At 53.6% G+C, this 25,571-nt stretch carries 21 protein-coding genes; 20 read left to right on the top strand and 1 reads right to left on the bottom strand.

Annotated features, from left to right (window positions below):
• Positions 1–170: 170 nt before the first annotated feature.
• The 20 genes from Q4E40_RS16985 to Q4E40_RS16890 all read left to right on the top strand — a co-directional run bounded on the left by Q4E40_RS16985 (position 171) and on the right by Q4E40_RS16890 (position 22,615).
• Positions 171–692: a DUF2911 domain-containing protein gene (locus Q4E40_RS16985; protein WP_303413839.1), complete on the top strand. Its 522-nt coding sequence runs from the start codon at positions 171–173 to the stop codon at positions 690–692.
• A gap of 82 nt (positions 693–774) precedes the next feature.
• Complete coding sequence (locus tag Q4E40_RS16980) at positions 775–1,620, top strand: membrane or secreted protein (RefSeq protein ID WP_303413837.1); 846 nt, start codon at positions 775–777, stop codon at positions 1,618–1,620.
• Between the two features lie 603 nt (positions 1,621–2,223).
• Entirely contained in the window at positions 2,224–2,661 is a 438-nt protein-coding gene (locus Q4E40_RS16975) for a CBS domain-containing protein (RefSeq protein WP_303413835.1), read from the top strand.
• A 30-nt stretch (positions 2,662–2,691) separates the two neighbouring features.
• Positions 2,692–3,126 (top strand): NADH-quinone oxidoreductase subunit A, encoded by a 435-nt coding sequence (gene ndhC / locus Q4E40_RS16970; RefSeq protein ID WP_303413834.1) that lies wholly within the window; start codon positions 2,692–2,694, stop codon positions 3,124–3,126.
• Positions 3,127–3,211: 85 nt separating this feature from the next.
• Positions 3,212–3,850 carry an NADH-quinone oxidoreductase subunit B gene (locus tag Q4E40_RS16965; RefSeq protein WP_303413833.1) on the top strand — a complete coding sequence of 213 codons (639 nt, stop codon included), beginning with the start codon at positions 3,212–3,214 and terminating at the stop codon, positions 3,848–3,850.
• A 551-nt stretch (positions 3,851–4,401) separates the two neighbouring features.
• Positions 4,402–6,150 (top strand): NADH-quinone oxidoreductase subunit C/D, encoded by a 1,749-nt coding sequence (gene nuoC / locus Q4E40_RS16960; protein WP_303413832.1) that lies wholly within the window; start codon positions 4,402–4,404, stop codon positions 6,148–6,150.
• A 236-nt stretch (positions 6,151–6,386) separates the two neighbouring features.
• Entirely contained in the window at positions 6,387–6,851 is a 465-nt protein-coding gene (gene nuoE, locus Q4E40_RS16955; protein ID WP_303413830.1) for an NADH-quinone oxidoreductase subunit NuoE, read from the top strand.
• 19 nt (positions 6,852–6,870) lie between these two features.
• Positions 6,871–8,172, top strand: coding sequence for an NADH-quinone oxidoreductase subunit NuoF (gene nuoF / locus Q4E40_RS16950; RefSeq protein ID WP_303413828.1), 1,302 nt, complete (start codon positions 6,871–6,873; stop codon positions 8,170–8,172).
• Positions 8,154–10,889, top strand: coding sequence for an NADH-quinone oxidoreductase subunit NuoG (nuoG, locus tag Q4E40_RS16945; protein ID WP_303413827.1), 2,736 nt, complete (start codon positions 8,154–8,156; stop codon positions 10,887–10,889). The genes nuoF and nuoG overlap by 19 nt, the downstream gene beginning before the upstream one ends.
• Complete coding sequence (nuoH, locus tag Q4E40_RS16940) at positions 10,859–11,830, top strand: NADH-quinone oxidoreductase subunit NuoH (RefSeq protein WP_303413826.1); 972 nt, start codon at positions 10,859–10,861, stop codon at positions 11,828–11,830. Before nuoG ends, nuoH begins: the two co-directional genes overlap by 31 nt.
• 143 nt (positions 11,831–11,973) lie before the next feature.
• A complete protein-coding gene (gene nuoI / locus Q4E40_RS16935; protein WP_303413824.1) occupies positions 11,974–12,489 on the top strand; it encodes an NADH-quinone oxidoreductase subunit NuoI in 516 nt (171 codons plus the stop codon).
• Positions 12,490–12,492: 3 nt separating this feature from the next.
• Positions 12,493–13,050, top strand: coding sequence for an NADH-quinone oxidoreductase subunit J (gene nuoJ, locus Q4E40_RS16930; RefSeq protein ID WP_303413823.1), 558 nt, complete (start codon positions 12,493–12,495; stop codon positions 13,048–13,050).
• On the top strand, positions 13,047–13,355 hold the full coding sequence (gene nuoK, locus Q4E40_RS16925) for an NADH-quinone oxidoreductase subunit NuoK (RefSeq protein ID WP_303413822.1): 309 nt from the start codon (positions 13,047–13,049) through the stop codon (positions 13,353–13,355). Before nuoJ ends, nuoK begins: the two co-directional genes overlap by 4 nt.
• Before the next feature lie 4 nt (positions 13,356–13,359).
• Positions 13,360–15,246: an NADH-quinone oxidoreductase subunit L gene (gene nuoL, locus Q4E40_RS16920; RefSeq protein WP_303413820.1), complete on the top strand. Its 1,887-nt coding sequence runs from the start codon at positions 13,360–13,362 to the stop codon at positions 15,244–15,246.
• The gene (nuoM, locus tag Q4E40_RS16915; RefSeq protein WP_303413818.1) at positions 15,243–16,835 is read left to right on the top strand and encodes an NADH-quinone oxidoreductase subunit M; all 1,593 of its coding nucleotides are present in this window, start codon (positions 15,243–15,245) and stop codon (positions 16,833–16,835) included. The genes nuoL and nuoM overlap by 4 nt, the downstream gene beginning before the upstream one ends.
• Before the next feature lie 20 nt (positions 16,836–16,855).
• Positions 16,856–18,310, top strand: a complete 1,455-nt coding sequence (locus Q4E40_RS16910; RefSeq protein WP_303413816.1) for an NADH-quinone oxidoreductase subunit N — start codon at positions 16,856–16,858, stop codon at positions 18,308–18,310.
• Between the two features lie 315 nt (positions 18,311–18,625).
• On the top strand, positions 18,626–19,573 hold the full coding sequence (locus tag Q4E40_RS16905; RefSeq protein WP_303413814.1) for a GNAT family N-acetyltransferase: 948 nt from the start codon (positions 18,626–18,628) through the stop codon (positions 19,571–19,573).
• A 43-nt stretch (positions 19,574–19,616) separates the two neighbouring features.
• Complete coding sequence (locus Q4E40_RS16900) at positions 19,617–20,759, top strand: alpha/beta hydrolase-fold protein (protein ID WP_303413811.1); 1,143 nt, start codon at positions 19,617–19,619, stop codon at positions 20,757–20,759.
• Positions 20,760–21,038: 279 nt separating this feature from the next.
• Positions 21,039–21,959, top strand: a complete 921-nt coding sequence (locus Q4E40_RS16895; protein ID WP_303413810.1) for a lytic transglycosylase domain-containing protein — start codon at positions 21,039–21,041, stop codon at positions 21,957–21,959.
• Between the two features lie 137 nt (positions 21,960–22,096).
• Positions 22,097–22,615 carry a GreA/GreB family elongation factor gene (locus Q4E40_RS16890; protein WP_303413809.1) on the top strand — a complete coding sequence of 173 codons (519 nt, stop codon included), beginning with the start codon at positions 22,097–22,099 and terminating at the stop codon, positions 22,613–22,615.
• Between the two features lie 1,027 nt (positions 22,616–23,642).
• Here the strand turns inward: Q4E40_RS16890 and Q4E40_RS16885 are convergent.
• Positions 23,643–25,415, bottom strand: a complete 1,773-nt coding sequence (locus tag Q4E40_RS16885) for an efflux RND transporter periplasmic adaptor subunit (protein WP_303413808.1) — start codon at positions 25,413–25,415, stop codon at positions 23,643–23,645.
• Positions 25,416–25,571 lie beyond the last annotated feature (156 nt).

Below are 25,571 nucleotides of genomic sequence, written 5' to 3'. Positions count from 1 at the left end.
TTTTTGCGCGAGGCTATACCTGTAACATAAAGCCGGATTGCTTTTGTTCAGTCGGTTCAGCAGCGCTTTATCCTTTAAAGTCAGCAGCAGTAATAAACTATTTTTTTGCAATCCAGTCTATACTTTTGACTATCTTAGCCTAACCAATCAGGTATTTCTTTTATCTCTTTATGAAAACTTCTTTTTATTTCCGTCACATACTTCTAGTACTCCTGGTGCTGACTCCCTTGCTGACAATGGCGCAGAACGGCAACAGAAACAATCGCCCGAGTCCGCCGGCCACCGCCTCCGGCAAGATCGGTGATGCCCTGGTAACCATCGATTACAGCAGCCCAGCCGTTAAAAACAGGAAGGTATGGGGTGAACTGGTACCTTACGGCAAAGTTTGGCGCGCTGGCGCCAACGAGGCGACGACCATCGAGTTCAGCCAGGACGTGCAGGTCGAGGGCCGCCACCTGGCCAAAGGCAAGTACAGCCTCTATACCATACCTAACGAGAACAGCTGGACGGTGATTTTCAACAAAGCCACCGGACAGTGGGGCACCGAGTACGACGAGCGGCAGGACGCGCTGCGGGTGACGGTAAAGCCCCGCAAAGCCCCTAAAATGCATGAGCGACTGGCGTATTTAGTCGCCAAAAACGGCATCCTGATGCGCTGGGAAAACCTGGAGCTTCCCGTTAAGATTAAATAGACCAAACTGAAAGCCGCCTATACCTGGTATAGGCGGCTTTTTTATGTCAAACCCATATTGTGATGCTTCCATGATAAAACTATTGAAAAACACCACTGCTGCTGGACTCTCCTTTTTGCTTCTGATGGGCTGCGCCGCCTCTGACGCAACCTCTTCTAACTCAGGTGATCAAATTGTGACCTCTGGCAGTAGCGCTGTTCCAACAGGCACCGCCGCCAGCACCGCTGCCAACGCTTCCGCCTCAACTTATAGCGCCAATACAGCGCAGCAGGTCACCGAACTGGAGGGCGCCTGGCGAACGACCGACGGTCAGGGCAATGAGGTGGTGATGCTCGTGCAGGACGGCTTTATGACGTTTGCCCGGTTCAACCAGCAAAACAAGCAGTTTCTGGGCACTACCGGGGGCACCTATACCTTATCCAACGGAAGTTTTGAATTCAAATACGAATTCAACACCCTGGACTCCACTCAGGTAGGTTCGACGATTTCGGCAGACTACAAACTCGAAAAAGACCAGTGGACGATGAGCAGAGATGGGGCGACCGACACCTGGAACCGCATCAACGAAAGCAATAGCACTTCCCCGCTTGCAGGTACATGGCGCATCACGGGTCGCGAGCGTGACGGACAGATGAACGCCATGCGCCCCGGCCCGCGCAAAACATTGAAAGTGCTCTCAGGTACCCGTTTCCAGTGGATCGCCTTCAACTCCGAGACAGGCCAGTTTTCAGGCACGGGCGGGGGCACCTACACTGCCGAAAATGGGAAGTATACCGAAAACATTGAGTTCTTTTCACGCGACAGCAGCCGGGTGGGCATGTCGCTCAGCTTTAACTTTGAGGTGAAAGACGGCAACTGGCACCACTCCGGCCAGAGCAGCACAGGCGCTCCGGTAAACGAGATCTGGTCCCGCATCTCGAAAGATTAGTTTCAGCAAGGTATGGCAGGCAAAAATTGGATAGCTGCCATACCTTGCTTCCGTTGAATTCCTATAACAATTACACCACTATACAGTACTCTCTAACTCATCTGTTCATTACTGGGCAAGTCATCATCTACAACGCAATTCTCCTTTTCCCAAAAGCATCTAGTCGAAGACTTATTTACCGAGTCCATATAGATTAAGGCCTAAGCTTTTTTTGCTTCCAACATATTTTCTGCTTGCGGCATATTTTCAACCCTTTGCTCTTTCAGAGTACTCTTCTCCAGAATGCCACCCAACCGCCGAGGTCGCTGCATAGCTATCGGGTATCGGTAGACCGGTAATCTCACTCCCCTATGCCAATAGAGGCTGCCTTAGTAGTCATTCGCTTATATACCAACGAATCTTAACAAAATACTAACCAGATTAAACCAAGCTTATACCTGTTTCACGTCGTAACATCGGTTCAAGGAAAGGTATGCCCTTATATAAATTTCTATTTTTTAGAATGTTTTTAAGTAATATTTAAATAATTCTTTGCCCTGTTTAAAAAAGTCTCGTATAACACCCTAACATTCAAGCATATATTACAAGAACACAGGAGGTTTTATGGGAACTGTCAGGCACTTACTCCAAAAAAAGGGAAACAGAGTCATTTCTATTCGCCCCGGTAGCACCGTGTACAGTGCTCTCGAAAAAATGGTGGCACAGAACGTAGGAGCGCTCATCGTCATGGATCATGACAAGTTTGCAGGTATTTTTACCGAGCGCGATTATGCCCGTAAGGTCATTCTGAAGGGAAAGGCCTCGCGCGACACGCTGGTGCAGGAGATCATGAGTGAGCACCCCGTGGTGGTGACACCCGATACGACCATAGACCAGTGCATGGCCCTGATGACCGAAAAGTACATCCGCCATCTTCCTGTTATGGACAAGCAACAACTCGTAGGGCTGGTGTCTATCGGCGACATCGTGAAGTGCATGATAGACGAGCAAAAGTGTATTATCGAAGACCTCGAGCATTATATAACCGGGCACCACGAGTAGTAGCCCGGATAGCATTTATTAGGAGAAACCATGCAGGAAACAGCCGAAACAACAACGTTACTGTGGCCGTTGGCGGTCTATGGTGCCATCGTTCTCAGTCTGGTATTGCTGATACTGGGTCTTTCTTACGTGCTTGGCCAGCGTGGCCATGGCCGCGCCATGGTAGAGCCCTACGAGGGCGGCATCGTGAGCGCTGGCGGGGCCCGTATCCGTTTCTCCTCCCAGTTCTATATGGTGGCCATGATGTTCGTGATCTTCGACGTGGAGACCATCTTTATTTTTGCCTGGGCCATTGCTTTCCCTGAGCTGGGGTGGTATGGCTATTTCGGCGTGCTCGTCTTCATTGCGATGTTGGTGGTGGTACTGGTATATGAGTGGCGCAACGGCGCTTTGGACTTCGGCCCTGATGGCAAGAAAATACTGGCGGCCTATAAACGCATGCTGCAGAAGCCGAGTCTGAATTGAGCTTCTGAGAGAAGACTTTTGAGAATAAACTACGGATTTTCAAGTATGGCTTGTGCCAGACTAATGTAACGAAACACCCTACGATATGAAATGGTGGTTAAGCAAACCGGATGAGCCAGCCAATGCCGTGACAGGTACTAGCTCCTATGAAGAAACCGTCCAGCAGAGCATCATGCTCACCACGTTGCAGGATCTGATCGGCTGGGGCCGCAAAAATTCTATGTGGCCTTTTCACTTTGGCTTGAGCTGCTGTTTCGTGGAAATGGCCACCAGCATGACCCCCAAATACGACGTGGCCCGTTTTGGTGCGGAGGTAATACGGGGCACCCCACGAGAGGCCGACGTGATGATCATTGCCGGTACCGTCTTCATCAAAATGGCCCCGATCATCAAGCGACTTCACGAACAGATGATGGAACCAAAGTGGGTGATCTCGATGGGGTCCTGCGCCAACTCCGGCGGCATGTATGACATCTACAGCGTGGTGCAGGGCGTCGACAAATTCCTTCCCGTGGATGTATACGTTCCCGGCTGCCCGCCCCGACCTGACGCTTTTATGGAAGGCCTGATGCTACTGGCTGACCGCGTAGGAAAAGAGCGGCGCCCACTCAGCTGGACCATCGGCGACCAAGGGGTTATTCGACCAGAGAAGATAGAAGTAAAAGCGAGCAAAAAGGAACGCTGGAGTCAGATGAATGAATTTCGCTCGCCGGATGAAATATAGGAATTTGAGAGTTGGGGAGTTTAGGGACAGGTCGCGACCTGTCAGAATGGTGCAATTTGGCTGCATCAGGATTTTCAGGATTAAAGATGGCCGCTACCCCACGGATTAACAGGATTCCGGTGCACGATTGACACACCCCTGCCCCTCTCAAGAGGGGAATATGGGAACGATTGTCATCCCCCTACTCCCTTCGAAGGGGGACTTTGGGTAGCTGCCTATCTACAGGTATAGGTTAAGTAGTTTCCGCTTTTGCTCAGTCCACTGGCAGGTATAGCAAAACTAACTTGCCCCGGAAACTATAAAATAAATAGCTCTGCACGGTGCACCAATGACGATTTTGTGTCTGAGCGGTCAGCGAGTTTAAAAGCGTCTTGATTTTTTTGCCTACTTTTTTTATCAAGAAAAAAAGTAGGGCCCGCCCGGCCAGGGCAAGCTACAACGCAATGCAGGTTGCTACAGCAAGCAAGGTATAGGTATAAACACAAACTTAGCATAAAAAGAAAGAGAGTACATGAGTTAACACATACACCACATTCAAATGGCCTCCTACCATGAATAACAACAGCGGCATACTGGAGCAACTCCGGTCGCGGTACGGCGAAGATACGTTCAAGACCCAGACCACCCGGGATGAGATCCTCACCCTCTGGCTACCTGTGGACCATATACCCGAAGTGCTGAAATTCCTAAAGCACGACCTGGCTCAGCCCTTTCCCCTCCTCTTCGACCTGACGGCCATTGACGAACGCACCCGCAAACCCGAGAACGGCCATATACCGTATAGCTTCACGCTCATTTACCATCTCTTTTCTTTTGAGCGCAACACCTTCATCAGACTGAAAGCCGGCCTTCGCGAAGACTTCCCGAAAGCCCCCAGCATCAGTGGACTCTGGCAAAACGCCAACTGGTATGAGCGCGAGGTATACGACATGTTCGGCATCCGCTTCGAAGGCCATCCGCACCTCTCCCGCATCCTGATGCCGCGCACATGGGTAGGCCACCCACTTCGTAAGGAGCACCCGGCCCGCGCCACCGAGATGGGACCATTCCAATTGTATGACGACAAGATAGACCTAGAGCAATCCGCCCTGCAGTTCAAGCCCGAAGAATGGGGACTAAAACGGCAGAGCGATGACAGTGACTTCATGTTCCTCAACATCGGTCCGCAGCACCCTGGTACGCACGGCGTGCTACGCATCATTCTGCAGCTCGATGGCGAAGACATTGTGGACGCTATACCTGACATTGGCTTCCATCACCGAGGCGCCGAGAAAATGGGCGAGCGCCAGTCCTGGCATACCTATATCCCTTACACCGATCGCGTGGATTATCTGGGCGGCGTGATGAACAATCTCGCCTACCTGCAGGCGGTGGAGCAACTGGCGGGTATAGAAGTGCCAGAGCGGGTGAAGTATATCCGGGTGATGCTGTGTGAACTCTTCCGCATTGCCAGTCACCTGGTCTGGTATGGCACTTTTGCACAGGACGTGGGACAACTCTCGCCGGTCTTCTACATGTTCACCGACCGCGAGAAGATTTTCGACATCATAGAAGGGGTAACCGGCGGCCGCATGCACCCGAACTGGTTTCGCATTGGCGGCGTGGCGCAGGACCTGCCCAAAGGCTGGGAACAGCTCGTGCAGCGCTTCCTCGACTATTTCCCCAAACGCCTGAAAGAGTATGATGCGATGGTGATGAAGAACAGCATCTTCAAAGCAAGAACAGTCGGCATCGGCATTTTTACCAAGGAAGAAGCCATTGAATGGGGTGTGACCGGCCCGAATCTAAGAGCCTGCGGTTTCGAGTGGGACTTCCGCAAAATGCGCCCTTACTCCGGCTACGAGCTATTCGACTTCGACGTGCCCACTGCCAGCAACGGCGACTGTTACGACCGCGCTGTGGTGCGGGTGGCCGAGATGCGGCAGAGTCTGCGCATTATTGAGCAATGCGTGAAGAACATGCCATCCGGGCCTTTTAAGTCGGACCACCCTATTACCACCCCACCGGTGAAGCAAAACACCATGCACGATATCGAGACGCTGATCACCCACTTTTTGGGTGTGACGTGGGGACCGGTGATACCGCCGGGAGAAGCGATGAGCTGCATCGAAGCGACCAAAGGAGCAAATGGCTACTATTTGACCAGTGATGGGAATACTTCCCCGTACCGGGTCCGCATACGCACTCCCTCGTTCCCGCACATGCAAATGCTCCCCTACATCACCAAAGGCTATACCGTAGCAGATCTATTGTCGATACTGGGAGCCATGGATTATGTGCTGGCGGATATTGATAGGTGAGTATTTAGGTTTTGAATGAGTGATTGAGTGATTGAAAATTATACCTGTAGGGACGGGTCGCGATCTGCCCGAATCGTGCATAAATTATTTTGTCAGAATCAGTATTTAGAGGATTTTAAAATTTTTAGGATTGATTTTACAGACAATCATTTTGATAATCCTGTGAATCCCTTAATCCTGTAGATCCTGATTCTAACATCAAATTAACCATGTAGCAATTTAACTATTCTACCAAAATGCTCACCACCGAAGAAAAACACAAAATCGACCATGAAATCGGCTTGGTGCCTTCGCCCAAAAACGCCTGCATCGAGGCGCTGAAGATCGTGCAGCAAAGCCATGGTTGGGTGTCAGACGAGAGCCTGAAGGATGTGGCGGACTATGTGGGCATGTCGCCGGCGGAGCTCGACAGTGTGGCCACGTTTTACAACCTGATTTTCCGAAGACCGGTGGGACGACACGTGATCCTGGTGTGCGACAGTATCAGTTGCTGGGTGATGGGCTACGAAGGGATTCGCGACCAACTTTTTGAAAAACTGAACATCAAATACGGCCAGACCACCGAGGACGGCCGCTATACCCTACTGCCCAACTGCTGCCTCGGTACCTGCGACCGGGCCCCTGCCCTTATGATTGACAACGATTTGTACCGTGACCTGACGGTGGAACAACTGGACGAGATTCTGGAAAAGTATACCTAAAACCAAAGCGGGCATACCCATGGAAAAGCCCCTGACCCAACACATTGTCCCCGGACGCGCACCGCTCTCGCTCAAAGAGTACGAGCAGGTGGGCGGCTACCAGTCTGTGCGCAAAATCCTCAAAGAGATGTCCCCTGCCGAGGTGCAGACCCTAGTTAAGGCCTCCGACCTGCGCGGACGCGGCGGAGCAGGCTTCAACACCGGTCTCAAATGGAGCTTCGTGCCCATGGGTCCGGAGGCAGCCAAACCCAAATACCTGGTGGCAAATGCCGATGAGATGGAGCCCGGCACTTTTAAGGACCGCGTGCTACTGGAAGGCAATCCGCACCAGTTGATAGAAGGGATGATCGTAGCAGCCTATGCTATCGACGCCAGCATCTCCTTCGTTTTCATGCGTTGGGCCTATAAAGTAGCAGCACGGGAAATCATCAAAGCCATCAGCGAAGCCTATGAAGCGGGTTATCTGGGTGAGAATATTCTGGGATCAGACTTCAGTCTCGATATGCACTTGCATACCGGAGTAGGCAGGTATATGTGCGGTGAAGAAACCGCCTTGCTCAATGCTCTGGAAGGCAAAAGGGCGAACCCTCGCGCTAAACCGCCCTTCCCGCAGGTGAGCGGTTTGTTTGGCAAGCCCACCATTGTGAACAACGTGGAGACGCTTTGCTGTCTGCCGCACATCATCAACAACGGAGCAGAATGGTTCAAAGGCCTAAGCAAAACTCAGGACGCCGGCACCAAACTCTACGGCATCAGCGGTCGCGTGAAAACCCCCGGTTGCTGGGAGTTGCCCATGGGCACGACTATCCGCGAACTCATAGAAGAGCACGGTGGCGGCATGCAGGACGGTTATCTTTTCAAAGGACTCTTGCCCGGCGGCGCTTCTACGGACTTCTTGGTAGAAGAGCACCTGGACCTGCCGATGGACTATACCGCCATACAGGCAGCCGGCAGCCGCATGGGTACGGGCACGATGATCATCCTGGATGACCAGACCTGCCCCGTTGGTTTCGTGCACAACCTGCAGCATTTCTTCGCGCAGGAGTCCTGCGGCTTTTGTACGCCTTGCCGCGAAGGCCTGCCTTGGGTAGAGAAAATACTCTTGGCGATAGACAAAGGTGAAGGCAAACCTGAACACCTGCTCACACTCGACTTCCATACCAAATACCTCGGCCCCGGCAACACGTTTTGTGCCCTTGCTCCCGGTGCTATGGAACCCCTGCAGAGCGCTCTGAAATACTTCAGGGAGGATTTTGAACGACACATTCACGAACAACACTGTCCCTGGAGCAAAGCGAAAGTATGGCAACCATCTATATAGAGAATACACCCTACGAAGTACCGACCGGAAAAAACCTGCTGGAAGCTGTCCTCTCTCTTGGCAAGGACCTCCCGTACTTTTGCTGGCACCCGGCTATGGGCTCCATCGGCGCCTGCCGCCAGTGCGCTGTGAAGGTATACAAGGACGAAAACGATACGAAGGGCAAGCTCTTTATGTCCTGCATGGAGCAGGTGCGTGATGGCATGCGCCTTTCCATTGCCGACATGGAAGCCAAGGAATTCCGGGCGCACATTATTGGCTGGCTCATGACCAACCACCCGCACGACTGCGCCGTGTGCGACGAAGGCGGTGCTTGTCACCTGCAGGACATGACCGTGATGACGGGCCACAACTACCGCGCCTACCGCTTCGACAAGCGCACCTACATCAACCAGTACCTGGGCCCCTTCATCAACCACGAAATGAACCGCTGCATACAGTGCTACCGCTGTGTGCGCTACTATAAAGACTATGCCGGCGGCAAAGACCTGGACGTGTTCGCCGCCCACAACCACCTCTACTTCGGCCGCCACGAAGATGGCGTGCTGGAGAGCGAATTCAGCGGTAACCTGGTAGAAGTCTGTCCGACGGGTGTTTTCACCGACAAGACGCTCAAGCAACACTATACCCGCAAGTGGGACCTGACCATGGCTCCTTCGGTGTGCCACCATTGCAGCCTCGGCTGCAACATCACAGCAGGGGAACGCTATGGCACCTTGCGCAATATCACCAATAGGTATAACGGCGAAGTGAACGGCTACTTCCTGTGTGACCGCGGCCGCTTTGGCTACGAGCACGTGAATCATGTGGGCCGCATTCGCAAGCCTTTGGTGCGGGCCCGACTGCCTGAAGCCACTGATAAACTAACTGCTTTGCAGGCTGCCGCTGCGGTATTCCGCACAGGTAGTGTGATTGGGATTGGTTCACCACGGGCTTCGCTGGAATCGAATTTCATGCTGAAAACCTTAGTGGGCGATGATAATTTCCACCTTGGTGTATCTGACACGGATTATGATCTGGAATGTCTGGCCCTGAAGATTTTGAAAGAAGGCGCTGCCCGTACACCATCGCTGCGGGAAGTAGAACAGGCTGACGCCGTTTTTATACTTGGTGAAGATCTGATCAACACGGCACCCATGCTGGCGCTGGCCGTGCGGCAATCGGTACGCAGGCAACCGGCCCTTGAGCACATTTCCAAAGCCAGCATACCTGTCTGGCAGGACGCAGCGGTACGGGAAATCGTGCAGGACGAAATGGGCCCGCTCTTCATCGCCACCATCCACGACACCAAACTCGATGAAATCGCCACCCATACCTACCACGACACCCCCGACGCCATTGCACGGCTGGGCTTTGCTGTGGCCCATTTTATTCATGCCGATTTCCCGGAAGTGTCCGGTCTCAACGAAAATGAACTGCAACTGGCGCGACAGATTGCAGACACCTTGCTGGCGGCGAAAAAGCCGCTGGTCGTTTCAGGCACACACTGCGGTAGCGAGCGGGTGTTGATGGCCACGGCCAACATCGCCAACGCACTGGTTGCAAAAGAAAGAGAAGCGGGCATTGTGTTCACGCTGCCCGAGTGTAACAGCATGGGACTGGCCATGCTGGGTGGGCACAAACTGGACTCGGCTTTCGAAGCGATCTTCAACGGCTATGCAGATACAGTCATTATCCTGGAAAACGACCTCTACCGCCGGGCCAGCGCAGGCAGGGTGACCAATTTCCTGAAGTCCTGCAAAAACGTGATCGTGCTCGACCACCTGCACAACGCGACTACCGAAGAAGCCAGCATCTTGCTGGCCGCCGGCACCTTCGCCGAGTCGGACGGTACGCTGATCAATAACGAAGGACGGGCGCAGCGCTTCTTCCAGGTATACCCGACCTCCGAAGACCTGCAGGAAAGCTGGCGTTGGCTGGGCGAACTGGGCACGATCCTCGCCCATGACCGCATCAGTCACTGGCACGGTTTCGACGATATCCTGCAGGCTATGGTAAAGGAAAAACCCGAGTTTAAAGGGATAGAGGCCGTGGCACCGGGGACCGACTTCCGCATTGCCGGGCAGAAAATACCGCGGGCACCACACCGCTTCAGTGGCCGCACCGCCATGCTGGCCAACATCAACGTGAACGAGCCCAAACCACCCGTCGATCCGGACGCACCGCTTTCCTATACCATGGAAGGCTACCGCGGACAGCCACCTTCCTCCATCATCCCGTTCTTCTGGGCGCCAGGTTGGAACTCCTCTCAGGCCACCAACAAATACCAGCAGGAAGTAGGCGGTCACCTGAAAGGCGGCGACCCGGGCTTACGCTTGATCAAACCCAATACGGCTCATACCGCACCTTATACCCAAACGGTGCCGCAGAAATTTCAGCCGCTGGAAGGGCATCTGTACGTGCTGCCGCTCCACCACATTTTCGGATCGGAAGAGCTGAGCATGCACTCCCCGCCCATTGTGGAGCGGGCGCCGGAGCCTTATGTTTTGCTTAACGAAGAAGATGCCATCCTGACGAAACTGCAGGAAGGACAGAGTTTGAGCTTCACCATCGACGGACAAATCTACCAGGTGCCTGTGAAAATAAGTACGCACATACGCAGCGGCACGGCGGGCCTACCGGCGGGACTGCCGGGAATACCTTATGCTGAATTGCCTGCCTGGGCCACACTTAACCGAGAACTAAAATGGAGACAGCAACCCCAAACTACTTACTGATCATCGGCGGCGTGCTGTTCGTCATGCTCAACGTGGCAGCACTGCTCATCTGGGTAGAGCGGCGCGGTCTGGCTTTGTTCCAGGATAGGTATGGACCAAACCGTGCCGGCCCCTTTGGCTTGCTGATCGTGGCCGCTGACTCCATCAAACTGTTTTTCAAACAGGACTGGATTCCGCCCTTCGCCGACAAGCCTGTCTTCGTGCTGGCGCCGGCCATCGTGGTTGTCACGGTGCTGATGTCCTTTGTGGTCATCCCCTTTGCGCCGGGCATCGTGGTGGCCGACCTCAACATCGGGTTGCTGTTCTTTCTGGCGATGTCTTCGATGGGTGCTTACAGTATTATTCTCGGTGGCTGGGCCTCCAACAACAAATACAGTTTACTGGGCGCCATGCGTGGCGCGGCACAGATGATTTCCTATGAAGTGTTCATGGGCCTTTCGCTCATGGGGGTGGTGCTAATGGCTGGGTCTTTCAATCTTGGAGATATTGTGGAAGCGCAGCGGGGACTCTGGTTTGTGGTACCGCAGCTAGTGGGTTTCATCATTTTCTTCATTGCAGGTATAGCCGAAACGCACCGCCTGCCTCTGGACATACCGGAGTCGGAAAGTGAGCTGATCGCCGGTTTCCATTCGGAGTACTCGGGTATGAAATTCGGCATGTTCTTCATTGGCGAGTACATGGGCATCACGCTGATTTCCTGCATGATGGTCACACTGTTTTTCGGCGGCTGGCTCGGCCCGGATTTCCTGCCACCCATCGTTTGGTTCATCCTGAAAACCGGTTTCTTCCTGATAGTCTTCATACTCCTGCGCGCCTCCATGCCCAGGCCAAGGTATGACCAACTAATGGAGTACGGCTGGAAGGTGTTGCTGCCGCTCACGCTGTTGAATCTGGTGGTGACGGCGGGAGTGGTGCTGTGGTTGAATGATGGGTTTAAGTGATTGAATGATTGAGTAATCGAGTGATTATTAATATGTCATTTTGAATGCTATGAGAAATCTGGAATAGTTCGGTATATCACATTAACCAATATTTCTCGCTGCGCTCGAAATGACAATAAAAGATATAAACGAAAGGAGCACTTATGTTTAGTTTATTGCGCAGTATGTGGCTCACGTTCCTGCATGCGTTTCACAAGCGGGATACCATTCTGTATCCGGAGCAAAAGGCCATATTACCGACCCGTTGGCGGGGCCGTATTGTGCTGTCGCGCGACCCGGACGGCGGGGAGCGCTGCGTGGCCTGCAACCTCTGCGCCGCCGCCTGCCCCGTGGACTGCATCGCCCTGCAGGCTACTGAAGATTCTACCGGCCGACGTTATCCGGAGTTCTTCCGCATTAACTTTTCGCGCTGCATTTTCTGCGGTTTCTGCGAAGACGCCTGCCCGACTTACGCCATCCAGCTTATACCTGATTTCGAGATGGGCGAGTACAACCGCCAGAACCTCGTGTATGAAAAAGAGGACCTCCTCATCAACGGACAGGGCAAGTACCACGGCTACAACTACTACAAGGTAGCGGGTCTGGCCATTGGCGGAAAAGGCAAGGGCGAGGCCGAGAATGAATCGCCGCCGGTAGACATCAAAAGCTTAATCCCTTAGCCTATGGAACTCACATTTTATATAGCCGCATCCGTCGCCGTGCTGGCCACCATCATGGTCATCACGCGCTACAACATGATCCATGCCCTGCTCTACCTCGTGGTGTCTTTTCTGGCTGTCGCGGTAGTATTCCTGACCATGGGCGCCCCCTTTATGGCGGCACTCGAAGTCATCGTGTATGCCGGGGCGATTGTGGTGCTGATTATTTTCGTGATCATGATGCTCAGTCTCACCCGCGAGGATGTGGAACAGGAAAAGGCCTGGCTCCAGCCCAAACTCTGGATAGGTCCTGCCCTGCTCTCGTTTGTGCTTTTGGCCGAGCTGGTCTACCTGTTGGCAATTGCCGACATGCCAGCCACCGCTTCCGCCGCTAGTTACGTCGACGCACAGGCTGTCGGCTTGGCGCTGTACGGCCCATACGTCCTGGGCGTGCAGCTTTCCGGAATTCTGTTAATGGCAGGTATTGTGGGCGCCTACCATTTGGGTCGTCAGAAGAAGAAAGTCATTCACCGCTTCCTGCAGCAAGAGGAGGCGCAAAAAGAAAGGAGCGCCGCGCTATGACCGCTATACCCATGGAAACCGGCTTGCTGCTGGCGGGCATCCTGTTTATGCTCGGGCTGATCAGTGTGATGATTCGCCGCAACATCATCTTCATGCTCATTTCGGTGGAAATCATGCTGAATGCTGCCGGGCTCGCTTTTATTGTGGCGGGTAGTCACTGGGCGCAGCCGGACGGACAGATCATGTTTATCTTCATCCTCACGATGGCCGCTGCCGAAGTGTCGGTTGGATTGGCCCTGATACTGCAGATCTATCACCAGCTGAAGACGCTCAACAGCGACGCAGCCAACTTTATGAAAGGATAAAACGATGGGAGAATTACTCTGGTTGATCCCCGCCCTGCCCTTTGCCGGCGCCCTCTTGCTGGTGCTCTTCGGCAAGCGCATTTCCCGCATGCTCGTCTCGGCCATCGGGGTCGGGAGTGTAGGTATAGCCGCGGCCATTACGCTGGTGTTGGGTATAGAATTTCTTAGCTCACGACCGGACTTTATCAGGCAGGAACTGTGGCAGTGGTTTGATGTGGCAGGCTTCAGTCCTTCTATCGCTTTCCACCTCGACGCCCTGTCGATGGTCTTCATTTTCGTCATCACCTTCGTCGGCTTTCTGATTCACATCTACTCCACCGAGTACATGGCGGAAGACACGGACTATGCCCGCTTCTTCGCCTGCATGAACCTCTTCGTAGGCTCCATGCTCATGCTCGTGATGGCCGATAACTTACTGTTGCTATACCTGGGTTGGGAAGGCGTGGGCCTCTGCTCCTACCTGCTCATCGGATTCTGGTACAAGGAACCCGCCAACGGCTATGCTGCCCGAAAGGCTTTTATCATCACGCGTGTTGGGGATACGGCCATGGCCATCGGCCTCTTCATGCTCTTTCAGCACTTCGGTACGCTGCACATCCAAACTATCTCCACGGAGGCAGCGCAGGTATGGAGCGTTGGTAACGAAACGGCTATGATCATAGCGCTGCTCTTGCTGGGCGGGGCCGTAGGCAAATCGGGACAATTGCCATTGCAGACCTGGCTGCCTGATGCCATGGCGGGTCCGACGCCGGTGAGTGCGCTCATACACGCGGCTACCATGGTGACGGCCGGCGTATACCTGATTGCCCGCATGCACGTCATCTTCGAACTTTCCCCTGTGGCCATGACGGCCGTAGCCGCAATTGGCGCTGCCACCTTGCTGATTGCAGGTTTTGCAGCGCTCACCCAGCATGACATCAAGCGGGTACTCGCCTACTCTACCATCAGTCAGGTCGGCTACATGTTCCTGGCCCTGGGTGTGGGTGCCTGGTCGGCGGGCGTGTTCCACTTCATGATCCACGGCTTCTTCAAAGCCCTGCTTTTCCTTTGCGCCGGAGCCATCATTCTGGCACTGCACCACGAACAGGACATGCGCAAAATGGGCGGCCTTAGCAAAAAGCTACCCGTTGTATTCTATACCTTCCTGATTGGGGCGGCTTCGCTCGCGGCCTTCCCGCTGGTGTCGGCGGGTTTCTACAGCAAGGACCAGATCCTGTGGCTGCAGCTGGCTGGTGAGAAAGGCAACATCTGGCTATACCTGGCTGGCTTGCTGGGCGCATTCATCACCTCCATCTATACCTTCCGCATGGTCTTCCTTACCTTCTTTGGCGAAGAGAAAACGCATGTCGGACACAAACCAACCCTGGCGATATTGGTTCCGTTGATCATCCTCGGTGTGCTCTCCTTTGCAGGAGGTTTCATCGAGCTGCCGCATAACTTCGGCCATGTGGTGCTGTTCTCCGACTTCCTGTCTCCTGTACTGCCGGCTGTAAACGTAGTGGAAGGCTTGAGTCAATACGAGTGGATGCTGCAGTTGCTGGCAGCGGTGGTTTCGCTGAGTGGTATTTTCATCGCCTACCTCTTCTACTACAAAAAGCCGGCGCTCATCGAGAGCCTACACCGCTCCGAAATCGCCATGGCCCTACACCGGTTCTGGCACTCTGGCTGGGGCTTCGACCAGCTCTACGACACGCTTTTTGTGCGACCCTATGTCTACCTCTCGAAGCTGAATAAAGGCGACTTCATCGACTCGATCTATACCTTCATCGCCCATATTACCCAAGGCGCGCACCGCCTCTTTTCCTCCACCCAAACCGGCGTGATGCGCAATTACGTGGCCGGCATTGTGGTAGGGGCGATCATGATAATAACCATAAGTCTACTGCTATGATACTGGTCTGGCTGATTGCGATACTGATGGCCGGCGGTGTGCTGGCCTGGATTTCCGGGAAGGTAAACCGCTCCCTACCCCGCTGGATAGCGCTGGGGTCGGTGCTGGCTGTTTTCGGGCTCACGCTATACCTGTGGCTGAGTAATCCTGCACCTGTGCTGGGTTCGGCCTGGCTGGTGCAATACAACATGCCCTGGATTCCGCAGTGGGGCATCAGCTTCAGCCTGGCGCTGGACGGGCTGAGCCTGCTGTTACTGCTGCTCACCTTTTTTCTAGGCCTGTTGTCGGTGCTTATTTCGTGGCGGGAGATTCAGACCAAGGTCGCCTTCTTTCACCTCAACCTGCTGTGGGTGCTGGCAGGTATAGCGGGCGTGTTCCTCACCATGGACCTCTTCCTATTCTACTTTTTCTGGGAGGTGATGCTCATCCCGATGTACTTCCTCATCGGCATCTGGGGACACGAAAACCGCCGCTACGCCGCCGCCAAATTTTTCCTCTTCACACAGGCCTCCGGGCTGCTCATGCTGCTGGCCATCCTCGGACTCTACTTCATTCACGGCAACCAGACCGGCCTCTATACCTTCAGCTATTTCGAGTTGCTCAACACCACGCTGGCGCCCGAAGCGGCACGGCTGCTGATGTTCGGTTTCCTGGCCGCTTTCCTGGTGAAGCTCCCTATTGTGCCTTTCCACTCCTGGCTCCCCGACGCGCACTCACAGGCGCCTACTGCGGGTAGCGTGATCCTGGCGGGTCTGTTGCTCAAGACCGGGGCTTACGGACTGTTGCGTTTCGTGCTGCCGCTTTTCCCGACCGCTACCGTGGAGTTTGCGCCCTGGGCCATGCTGCTGGGTGTAATCGGCATTCTCTACGGCGCGATGCTGGCCTTTTCGCAAACAGACCTCAAGCGACTGGTAGCCTATACCAGCGTGAGCCACATGGGCTTTGTCATACTGGGGGTGTTTGCCTTCAACGAATGGGCGTTGCAGGGCGTGGTCATGCAGATGATCACGCACGGCCTGAGCACGGGCGCGCTCTTCATCATCGCCGGATTCCTCTACGAGCGCCTCCATACCCGCGACATCCGGCAAATGGGCGGCTTCTGGTCCACGGCTCCCAAAATGGGCTTCATCTGTCTGGTCTTCGTGATGGCATCGCTCGGCCTGCCCGGACTCGGTAATTTTATCGCGGAGTTCCTGACTTTGGTCGGCTCCTGGCAGGCGAATAATTGGCTGACGGTTTTTGCGACCATCGGCATCGTGCTGGCTACCATTTATTCGCTCCGCATCATGCAGAAAATCTTTTTGGAAGAGCATAAGCTGAAGCAAGCCCTGCCTGACCTGAACGCCCGCGAAATGCTCATTGCTATACCTATGGTCGTGCTGATCCTGTGGCTGGGCTTCTACCCACAACCATTCCTCGATACGGCCCAACCCAGCATCCGGGAGCAACTACAGGCCTACACCGGATCGGCGCCAGAACGGGAGCAGGTGGCTGAGGTGGCTGGACCAGAGACAAAAACCATAGAGGTTGTGCTTGGAGAAAAGAAACCATCTCCAAATATCCACATCTCAAAAACTTTAAATCAATAAGATCTCCAAACTAAAACGCCATGACGCTGACTGATTTCCAACACCTCATGCCGCTGCTTATCCTCACCTTTGCCGTGCTGGTATCCATGCTGGTGATTGCCGTGGGGCGCAACCATAAGATCATGTATGTGATCACGGCCGTTTCCTTCCTGGCGGCTTTTGCGTCGCTCTATGACCTGCGCGATGTGGGGCGCTATACCATCGGGCCGCTACTGGTCATCGACGGCTTCGGCGTTTTTTACATCGGCATGATCCTGCTCACGGCCCTGCTCATCAGCATGCTTTCCTATGCCTATTTTGAGCAACGGGAAGAGCGCAAGGAAGAGTATTACATCCTGCTCCTGCTGGCAACTATCGGGACCTGCGTACTGGTCATCAGCACGCATTTCGCCTCGCTATTTTTAGGTCTGGAAATCCTGAGCGTCTCGCTTTACGCCCTCATCGCCTACCTCCGTACCCGTGAACGTTCAGACGAGGCAGGTATAAAGTATTTGATCCTGGCCGCTTTCTCTTCCGCATTTCTGCTCTTTGGGATGGCGTTGGTTTACGCCAGTACCGGCACCATGGAGTTTGCAGGTATAGCCTCCGCCATTGCGAGCTTTACTGAACTGCCGCTGCTACTGCTCACCGGCTTCGGGATGATGATCGTGGGCATTGGGTTTAAACTGAGTGTGGTGCCCTTTCACATGTGGGCGCCGGATGTGTACGAAGGCGCTCCGGCACCGGTGACGGCTTTTATCGCCACGGTTTCCAAAGGCGGCGTGCTGGGCGTGTTGATTCGCTTTTTTATGGAAGTGGATGGTTTCCGCTACCCGACGCTTGTGCTGATCTTTACCATCGTGGCCATCGCCTCGATGCTGGCTGGCAACCTGCTGGCCCTGCTGCAGCGCAACGTCAAGCGCATTCTCGCCTACTCTTCCATTGCGCACCTGGGTTACCTGCTGGTGGCCTTCCTGGCAGGCAACGAAATGGGTGTGGAAGCGGTGACCTTTTACCTGGTGGCCTACTTCATCACCACCGTCGGCGCCTTCGGGGTGGTCGCCATGCTCTCCGATAAGGAGCGGGACGCAGAGCAACTCGAGGACTACCGCGCCCTGCTCTGGCGCAGGCCTTGGACGGCGGCTGTGTTCACGGCCATGGTGCTTTCGCTGGCAGGTATACCGCTCACGGCTGGCTTTGTAGGCAAGTTCTACATTCTGGCCGCGGGCGTGAACACGCAACTGTGGCTACTGGTGGTGATGCTGGCGCTCAACAGTGTCATCGGCCTCTTCTACTACATCCGCATTGTGGCCGTCATGTTTCAGCAGCCTGAAGCGGAAACTCAGGTAGAGCCGCGCGGCAAACTACGGCCATCCATTTATGTGGCGAGCGTGGGAACGCTGACTGTGCTGGCTTTGCTACTGGTTTACATTGGGGTATACCCATCTGGCCTGCTGCAGATCATACAGGGATTAATTGCGACTACTACACCTTAACATACGCTTAACTAACCGCAGGAAAAGCCCCTCTAACCAGAGGGGCTTTTCTATTTTAAAATCAACTAGCCTATCCTCGTATTCCTACTCCTTTACCTAACTATCTCACCGGGTTTATGCAGGATGTTCCACCATCAATTTTAATGAATCAATAAATTTTCAGAGCACCTTCATTCACTTAATATAATCAAAATTTATATTAGCTTATTTACAAAATAAATCGTACTTAAAAGAAGATTAGTTAACCTATTCTTACCACTTGCCCTACCCGCAGAAGTTCGCTTAGCGCTAAGAAGGCAGCTACTTCATGCCACGATGGCCAAGAAAAACAAGGGTTTCAAAATAGTGCCCTATCGTCCTGAACATGAACAGGCGCTCTTGGAAATCGAGCGTCTGTCTCCCCAAGGGTTTATGGTCAAGCTTGAAACCGTGCGTTCGGAATTTCTGAGTCGGGCAGCGCTTTTTGAAGACTATACTGCCTTTGTCGCTATTGGGCCAGATGACAAGGTACTGGCTGGTGCCACTGCTGCGAAGGCTCCCATGCGTATCAACGGCGAACTGCAGCATACAGGATTTGGTTTCGACGTGGTGGTCAACCCAGCTGTCCGGAACAGGGGCATCGGGCGAGAACTGGCTACCTGCCTGCGAAAGCGCTTTTTTGAGCCCAAGGGACTGACGCGCCAATGCACTACCCTGCGGTCAGGCAACCTCACCATGTTGCACCTGATCTCCAAATCCTACCGCAATACCTTCCGGTACGAATTCCTATACCTGACCTTCCCAACAGCGCGCACCATCCGGGTCGAAAATACTGCCATCGGGGAGCCTGTTTTCAATATATCGCTGCTCTCCGATAGCGATAGCCTGAGCGAATACTACGAAGTGACGGATAGTGGGCTCGGCTTGTGGCACACGCACCAGGTATACCAGTTTAAGGTGAAGTCCGTGAGCCCTGTGCTGAGCGGTGGGCTATGGCTCGGAAAACGATTTGTCCGGACGAACAAGTATGTGCCCCTGGTCGGATCGGTATTGAAAACGACGACCATTTACAACCTGACCCAGGACAACATCCATACCCTGCCCGAGGTATCGCTGCAGCTTTATAAACAAGGCATCAATTACATGCAGATCTGTTGCCAGCCCAGCGATGCGGTGTACCATGCCCTGCAGAAAAGCGCCCTCAATGCTTTCAGTCACTACGTCGTGAGCACCAAGGAACTCAATCCCGACGAACCGCTGACGCTCGACGTCCGCTGTCTGTGACATTTCCCCTATCTTTGCGGCAGAACCACATGCGGCAAAACTTATGAAACGCTTTCTGTTGACCTTGCTTGCTATGGGCAGCTTTTGCCTGACTGTGTCGGGGCAACAACGGCCCGATAGCGTCCGCGTGACCTTCCGGATAAACGCTGCCACAATGCTGGATTCGCAGCACGTATACCTGAGCGGCAGTTCGCCAGCGCTCGGTAACTGGCAGCCGGACAAAGTGGCGCTACAAGCTGTAGGCGGACAGGTATGGGAAAAGACGCTATACCTGAAAGAGCCATCAGTTGCTTACAAGTTCACGCTGGGTTCCTGGGACTCCGAGGCTACCGACGCACAAGGCAAGCCTTTGCCAAACTTCAGCCTGCAACTCAAAGGCGACACCACCGTGCAGCACGAATTGAGGCATTGGCTGAAGAAGGAAGCGCGAACAGTTACCGGCGGCATTACGGGTACAGTGCGCTACCACCGGAGCCTCACCGCCGACAGTCTGAAACCCCGCGACCTGATCGTTTGGTTGCCTCCGGGCTACGAGCAAAGTAACAAGCGATACCCGGTACTCTACATGCACGATGGCCAAAACGTGTTCGATCCAGCCACCAGCTCGTTTGGGGTAGATTGGCGCATCGACGAAACAGCCGACAGCCTTATACGGATCAAGCAAATGGAGCCCACCATCATCGTGGGAATTTACAACACTCCGGACCGTATGGAAGAGTATGTACCGGGTATGAAAGGGAGCGCTTACATGGACTTTGTGGTAAACACGGTTAAGCCGCTCATCGATCAGCATTACCGCACCAAACCGGGTGCGAAACATACCTTAACGGGTGGCTCGTCGGCTGGGGGCATCATGGCGTTTATGCTGGCCTGGGAATATCCGCAGGTGTTCAGCAAGGCCATTTGCATGTCACCTGCTTTTAAGATCATGCACATCGACTATGTGAAAGAGGTGCAGGCTTATACCGGCAAAAAGAAGAAGCTGAAATTTTACATCGACAACGGCGGCATCGACCTCGAGGCGCGTTTGCAGCCAGGTATAGACGAGATGCTCCAGGCACTGAAGCAAAAAGGTTACCGCGTGGGCAAAGACTATATCTGGATACTGGACAGAAATGCGCAGCACAACGAAGCCGCGTGGGCGAAGCGCATGCCCAGGGCGCTTACCTTTATGCTTGGAAAGTAAGGGCACATTTTCAAGTATACGCTCATCTCCGGAATATTGCAAAACGTATATGTTAACTCTTTATCAATACTCTTTCGTCCGATGCCTGAAAAGCGCTCATCTTATACCTGACGTGTTCGTTAGAGCCATTTTAGGGTGAAAATATTTTCATAATGGCCTTTTTGCCAGTTTAAAAACTACTGTAGCAGCTGGCATCCTATTGCATTTTTCCTTACCTTGAAACACAATTCGCCCACGGTTTTCAGGTTATAACAGATAGGTATAAGAAAGGAGCACGCTATGAAACAGCAATTTATTAAGTACGGATGGGTGTTGGTCGCCCCCCTGTTGGTTTTACAATTCACCGGCGAGAACAGCCTGAAGCTGAACGCCACGCCAAACGAGCGCAACGACCGGGCGTTTGAAACAAACAGGCAGATTTTCACATCCCCTGCCCTGCCCGATGCCATTACCTTTGCGGGCGAACCCGTGCCCTTGAACGTGCCGGATGTAGCCGAGCGCCTCGACCGCGAATTGCTGGCCAATTCCTATCTGCATACCAGCACCTTACTGGCTCTCAAGCGCATGCAGCGCTATGTGCCTGAAATCAAGCAACTACTGAAGGAGAATGACATACCGGAGGACTTCGTATACCTTGCCCTGGCCGAAAGCTTGCTGAGCCATGTGACCTCGCCGGCTGGCGCTTCCGGTTTCTGGCAGTTGATGCCCGACACGGCCCGAGGTTATGGCATGGTGGTGAACAGTGAAATAGACGAGCGTTACCATATTCAGAAGTCTACCCTGGCGGCCTGCCGCTATCTCAAAACCGCCAAAGCCAAGTTCGGGAACTGGACCAACGCCGCCGCCTCTTATAACCGCGGCATGGCAGGTATAGAACGCGCCATGAAACAGCAGGGTGTAACGGACTACTACGACTTATACCTGAACGACGAGACGTCCCGCTACATGTTCCGCATCCTGGCGCTGAAAGAAATACTGGGCAATCCGCAGAAATACGGCTTTGACCTGGCCGTAGAGCATGGCTACAAGCCACTGCCCAGCAAGCCGCTTTCTGTAACCAATACCATCAACGACCTGCCCGCTTTTGCTTTGGAACAAGGCATCAACTACAAAACCCTGCGCCTCTACAACCCCTGGATCAGGGGGTATAAGCTGACTGTCCCGGAAGGCAAAGAGTATGTGCTGCAAATGCCAATGTAAGGTTATTGACAAAAATAAATAGGTTCAGTTGATCGAACTTCAAGATTGCCGGGTGGTTTAGCGACAGTTACTATACTTTAGCGACAAGAAAAGGGAGCGGCAGAAACATCTGTCGCTCCCTTGCTGTATAACGGGACATGAGCCGTGCATTTGTAAAAGAAGACGACGCGGGCGAAGCGCCCATCATTCCGCCCCGTGCCGCCCTGCCTGCAGGGGTGCCCAACTACGTGCGTCCGCAGGGATTGGAGAAGCTCCGGGCCGAGCTAGAAGAACTGGAATCTGAACGCAGCCAGGCAGAAGCCAACCGCGAAAACGAGGCCGACCGCACCCGCCAGCTCACCATCCTCAACGGAAAACTCAGCGCCCTGAACGGTAGAATCGCCAGCGCTAGGGTCATCGATCCGCAAGAGCAAACCACTGATGAAGTTCGCTTTGGTGCCACCGTCAAGTTACGCACCATCAGTGGTGGCAAACCCGGCAACATCCGGAAATTTACCATTGTGGGCGTAGACGAAGCGGATGTCATGCAAGGGCTGATCGGATTTGTAGCCCCCATCGCGCAAGCTGTGACCGGCACTAAAGTTGGGCAGAAACTGCACCTCAAACTGGGCCGTGTGGAAGAGGAAGTGGAGGTAATGGAGATCAGGTATAGCTGAGTTTTTGAAAGGGATTTATTTGGCAAGGGGCATATAGAATAGTTTAACTTTTGTTCCAGTGGCACGCAAGTGTCTTTTTCACTTCATCTGGCTTCCATTTTTTACCCCCTACCCGACAACAGGATTGATTAGGCCTGTGATGCGAGCAAAGATTTTGCAGTGTCTTTCAGTGCCCACCAGTACCGCAAGTGTTTTGAGTGCAAACAGGTATAACTTGTCTAAATCAGGATTAAAGAGGGCCCCTACCACCACGGATTAACAGGATTTTCGTGCACGATTGTCATCCCTCTGCCCCCTTCGAAGGGCGACTTCTCGCCCAAAAGAGACTTTGGCCTTTATCATAATCAGGTATAGCTTCTTAGTTGTAGCAGTTCCTTCCCAGTACCGGGTCCAACCTGCCCCTCCTTATCCTTCAAGAGGGCCCCTACCCCCACAGGCGGGGAGTCTGTTGTTGCTAATTCTAAGGTATAGCATCGTAGTAGATTTAAGCTCAGCAAGATTAACACACCCCTGCCCCTCTCGAGAGGGGAATCTCTGCTATTGCCATTTCAAATGTAAAGGGTTTGTAGCTTCAGCAGTTTCTTTGCAGAACCGGGTCCAACCACCCCTGCCCCTCCTTATCCAAGGAGGGGAGCTTTTTGCCACTACTGCTTTGCAGGTATAAGCGCTGTAGTTCTTAATATTGCAGCACACCAAATGAAACGCTGGCAGGTATAGCAAAACATACTTGTACTGAACCTACGAAGTAGAAAGCTTTGTCAGGTGCACTTTTACGATACTCCACTGTTCGAGCGGTCAGCGAGTTTGGAGGATCTTGATTTTTTTGATTACTTTTTTCATCAAGGAAAAAAGTGAGTGCCCGCCGCACAGGCGAAAAACCAGCTATGCAATAGCACAAATGGCTATACCAGCAGCAGTTGCTACAAGCAAAGTAGCTGTACCTTCACCGACTACACCTTTACAAAACAAAACCGCCAGTAACACAAATGTGAACTGGCGGCCTGTAATTAAAGCTATTTTGTCATACTCAATGCTGATGTCCCTGTGGCGCTGCAGCCGGTTGCTCCGCTGACGCTGATCCTGCATTCTGTCCTCTCCTATACGTCTCCTCTGTTTCACCGCAGGTCAGCATGGCCTCTCCGAAGTAAGGGTTGCGTATATCCTTGACCTCACTCAGCCAGAAAGCACCTTTATCACCGAGCGCCATCGGGCAGGATTGAATGTAGGCTAATTCATGCTCTATCCCGAACACTTTCACAGCTTCAATAACATGGTCGGATAAAGGTGAGAAAGCGGCCCGTTGTTTTTCCAGATCGCGGCTTTTCTGAATCGCTTCGGCATTTGATTTTAACATCGGCAGCAGGGCCATCCATTGATCATGCAGCTTACCATCGAGTTCTTTCATGTCCACCTCGCCCAGTTTCATCGCAAAGGTACCCGCCGCCTGACGCGCAGCCGGAATATCCGATGCCACCAGCGCATTCTTCAAGGTATAGTATTGGTCTACAAGTTCGGTCAGTTGCTTTTGGAAAGCCTCTGGCGCCTTGGGCCCACCGGCTGGCGGAGGGGACATCATGCTGTAGTTACCGCGTAGCTGGGCCGCGCCGTCTACGGCAAACACGCCGTTCGTCACCACTTCTTCGCCTGGCTGCAAACCAGACTCCACTACATACCTATCTCCCATGCGTGGGCCGAGCGTTACTTCGCGCATCTCGAAAGCCGGCATCTCCTGATCCGTAACTTTCACATACACCACCGAGCGCTTGCCGGTCCACAGTACGGCGCTGCTTGGCACCGACAGCGACTGTGCTTTTGCTCCTGTAGAAGTCTTGATGCGGGCATCAGCAAACATACCCGGCTTCAGCTGGTTGCCCGGATTCTGCACTTCCGCCCGCACTTCAATAGCGCGTGTCGTGGCATCCAGTACGGGCGTGATAAAGGCAACCTTGGCAGTGAATTCCTTGCCGGGTATACCTGGCACCGTGAAGGTGATGTTGCCGCCCTTCTTTATCCACGACAGATCAGCCTCGTAGGCATCCAGCACTACCCATACTGACGACAGGTTAGCTACCTGGAACAGCGCAGAACCAGTGGTCACATAGTCGCCGGTACTTACCAGGCGCTCTGTGACCACGCCAGCGGCATCAGAATAAATGTCGAAATTGGTGATGATGTCCGAAGCGTTCTCAATGCGCTTGATCTGGGCATCAGACAGTTTCCAGAGCTTGAGTTTGGCGCGGGCCGCCTGGTAAAGTTCCGGCATCAAGTCTTTGGCGCGCACGGCTTCCTGCAGTTCGCGTTGGGCCGTGATCAGTTCCGGCGAGTAAAGGGAAGCCAGTCGCTCGCCGCGGCGCACTTCCTGCCCCGTGAAGTTCACATAAAGCCGCTCAATTCGTCCCGGAAACTTGGCCGTGATGGAAGAAACCTGCTGTTCGTTCAAAGCCACACGCCCCGAAAGCGTCAGCTCGTTCTCCGGATTCACCATTTCAAGTTTGGTCGTCTGGATGTTGGAAAGCGCAATGGCCTCCGGTGTCATCTCCAGCACATAGCGGCTTGTGTTGCCGCCACTTCCTCCGTTGCTCACGGGGATCAGGTCCATGCCGCAAAGCGGGCACTTCCCGGGTCCGTCCTGCCTGATCTGCGGGTGCATGGAACAGGTATACTCCGTGGCGCCGGCTACCTCGCCGGTGTGGTCATGCGCCTGTTCTGAACCTCTGCCGCCAAACAGCAGCCAGCCCAGCAGCAATCCGCCCAGGGCCACGAGTAGGTAGGTTCCGATTCTTTTATTTCTAGCTGTCATGTTTATGTGTTTATGACTGTTGTTCTTACTGATTGTGTTTGATTGCCATCATACTGCCATTTTCTGTCTGTATCAGGATTTGCAGGATTAAAGGATTCACAGGATGATGCTACACCACTGTTATCCCCTACCTCATTCATTTCCAAGTGGGTCTTT

The sequence above is a fragment of the Pontibacter coccineus genome, assembly GCF_030546575.1.
Taxonomy (GTDB): domain Bacteria; phylum Bacteroidota; class Bacteroidia; order Cytophagales; family Hymenobacteraceae; genus Pontibacter; species Pontibacter coccineus.
This window is presented reverse-complemented; position numbering and strand designations above follow the sequence as displayed.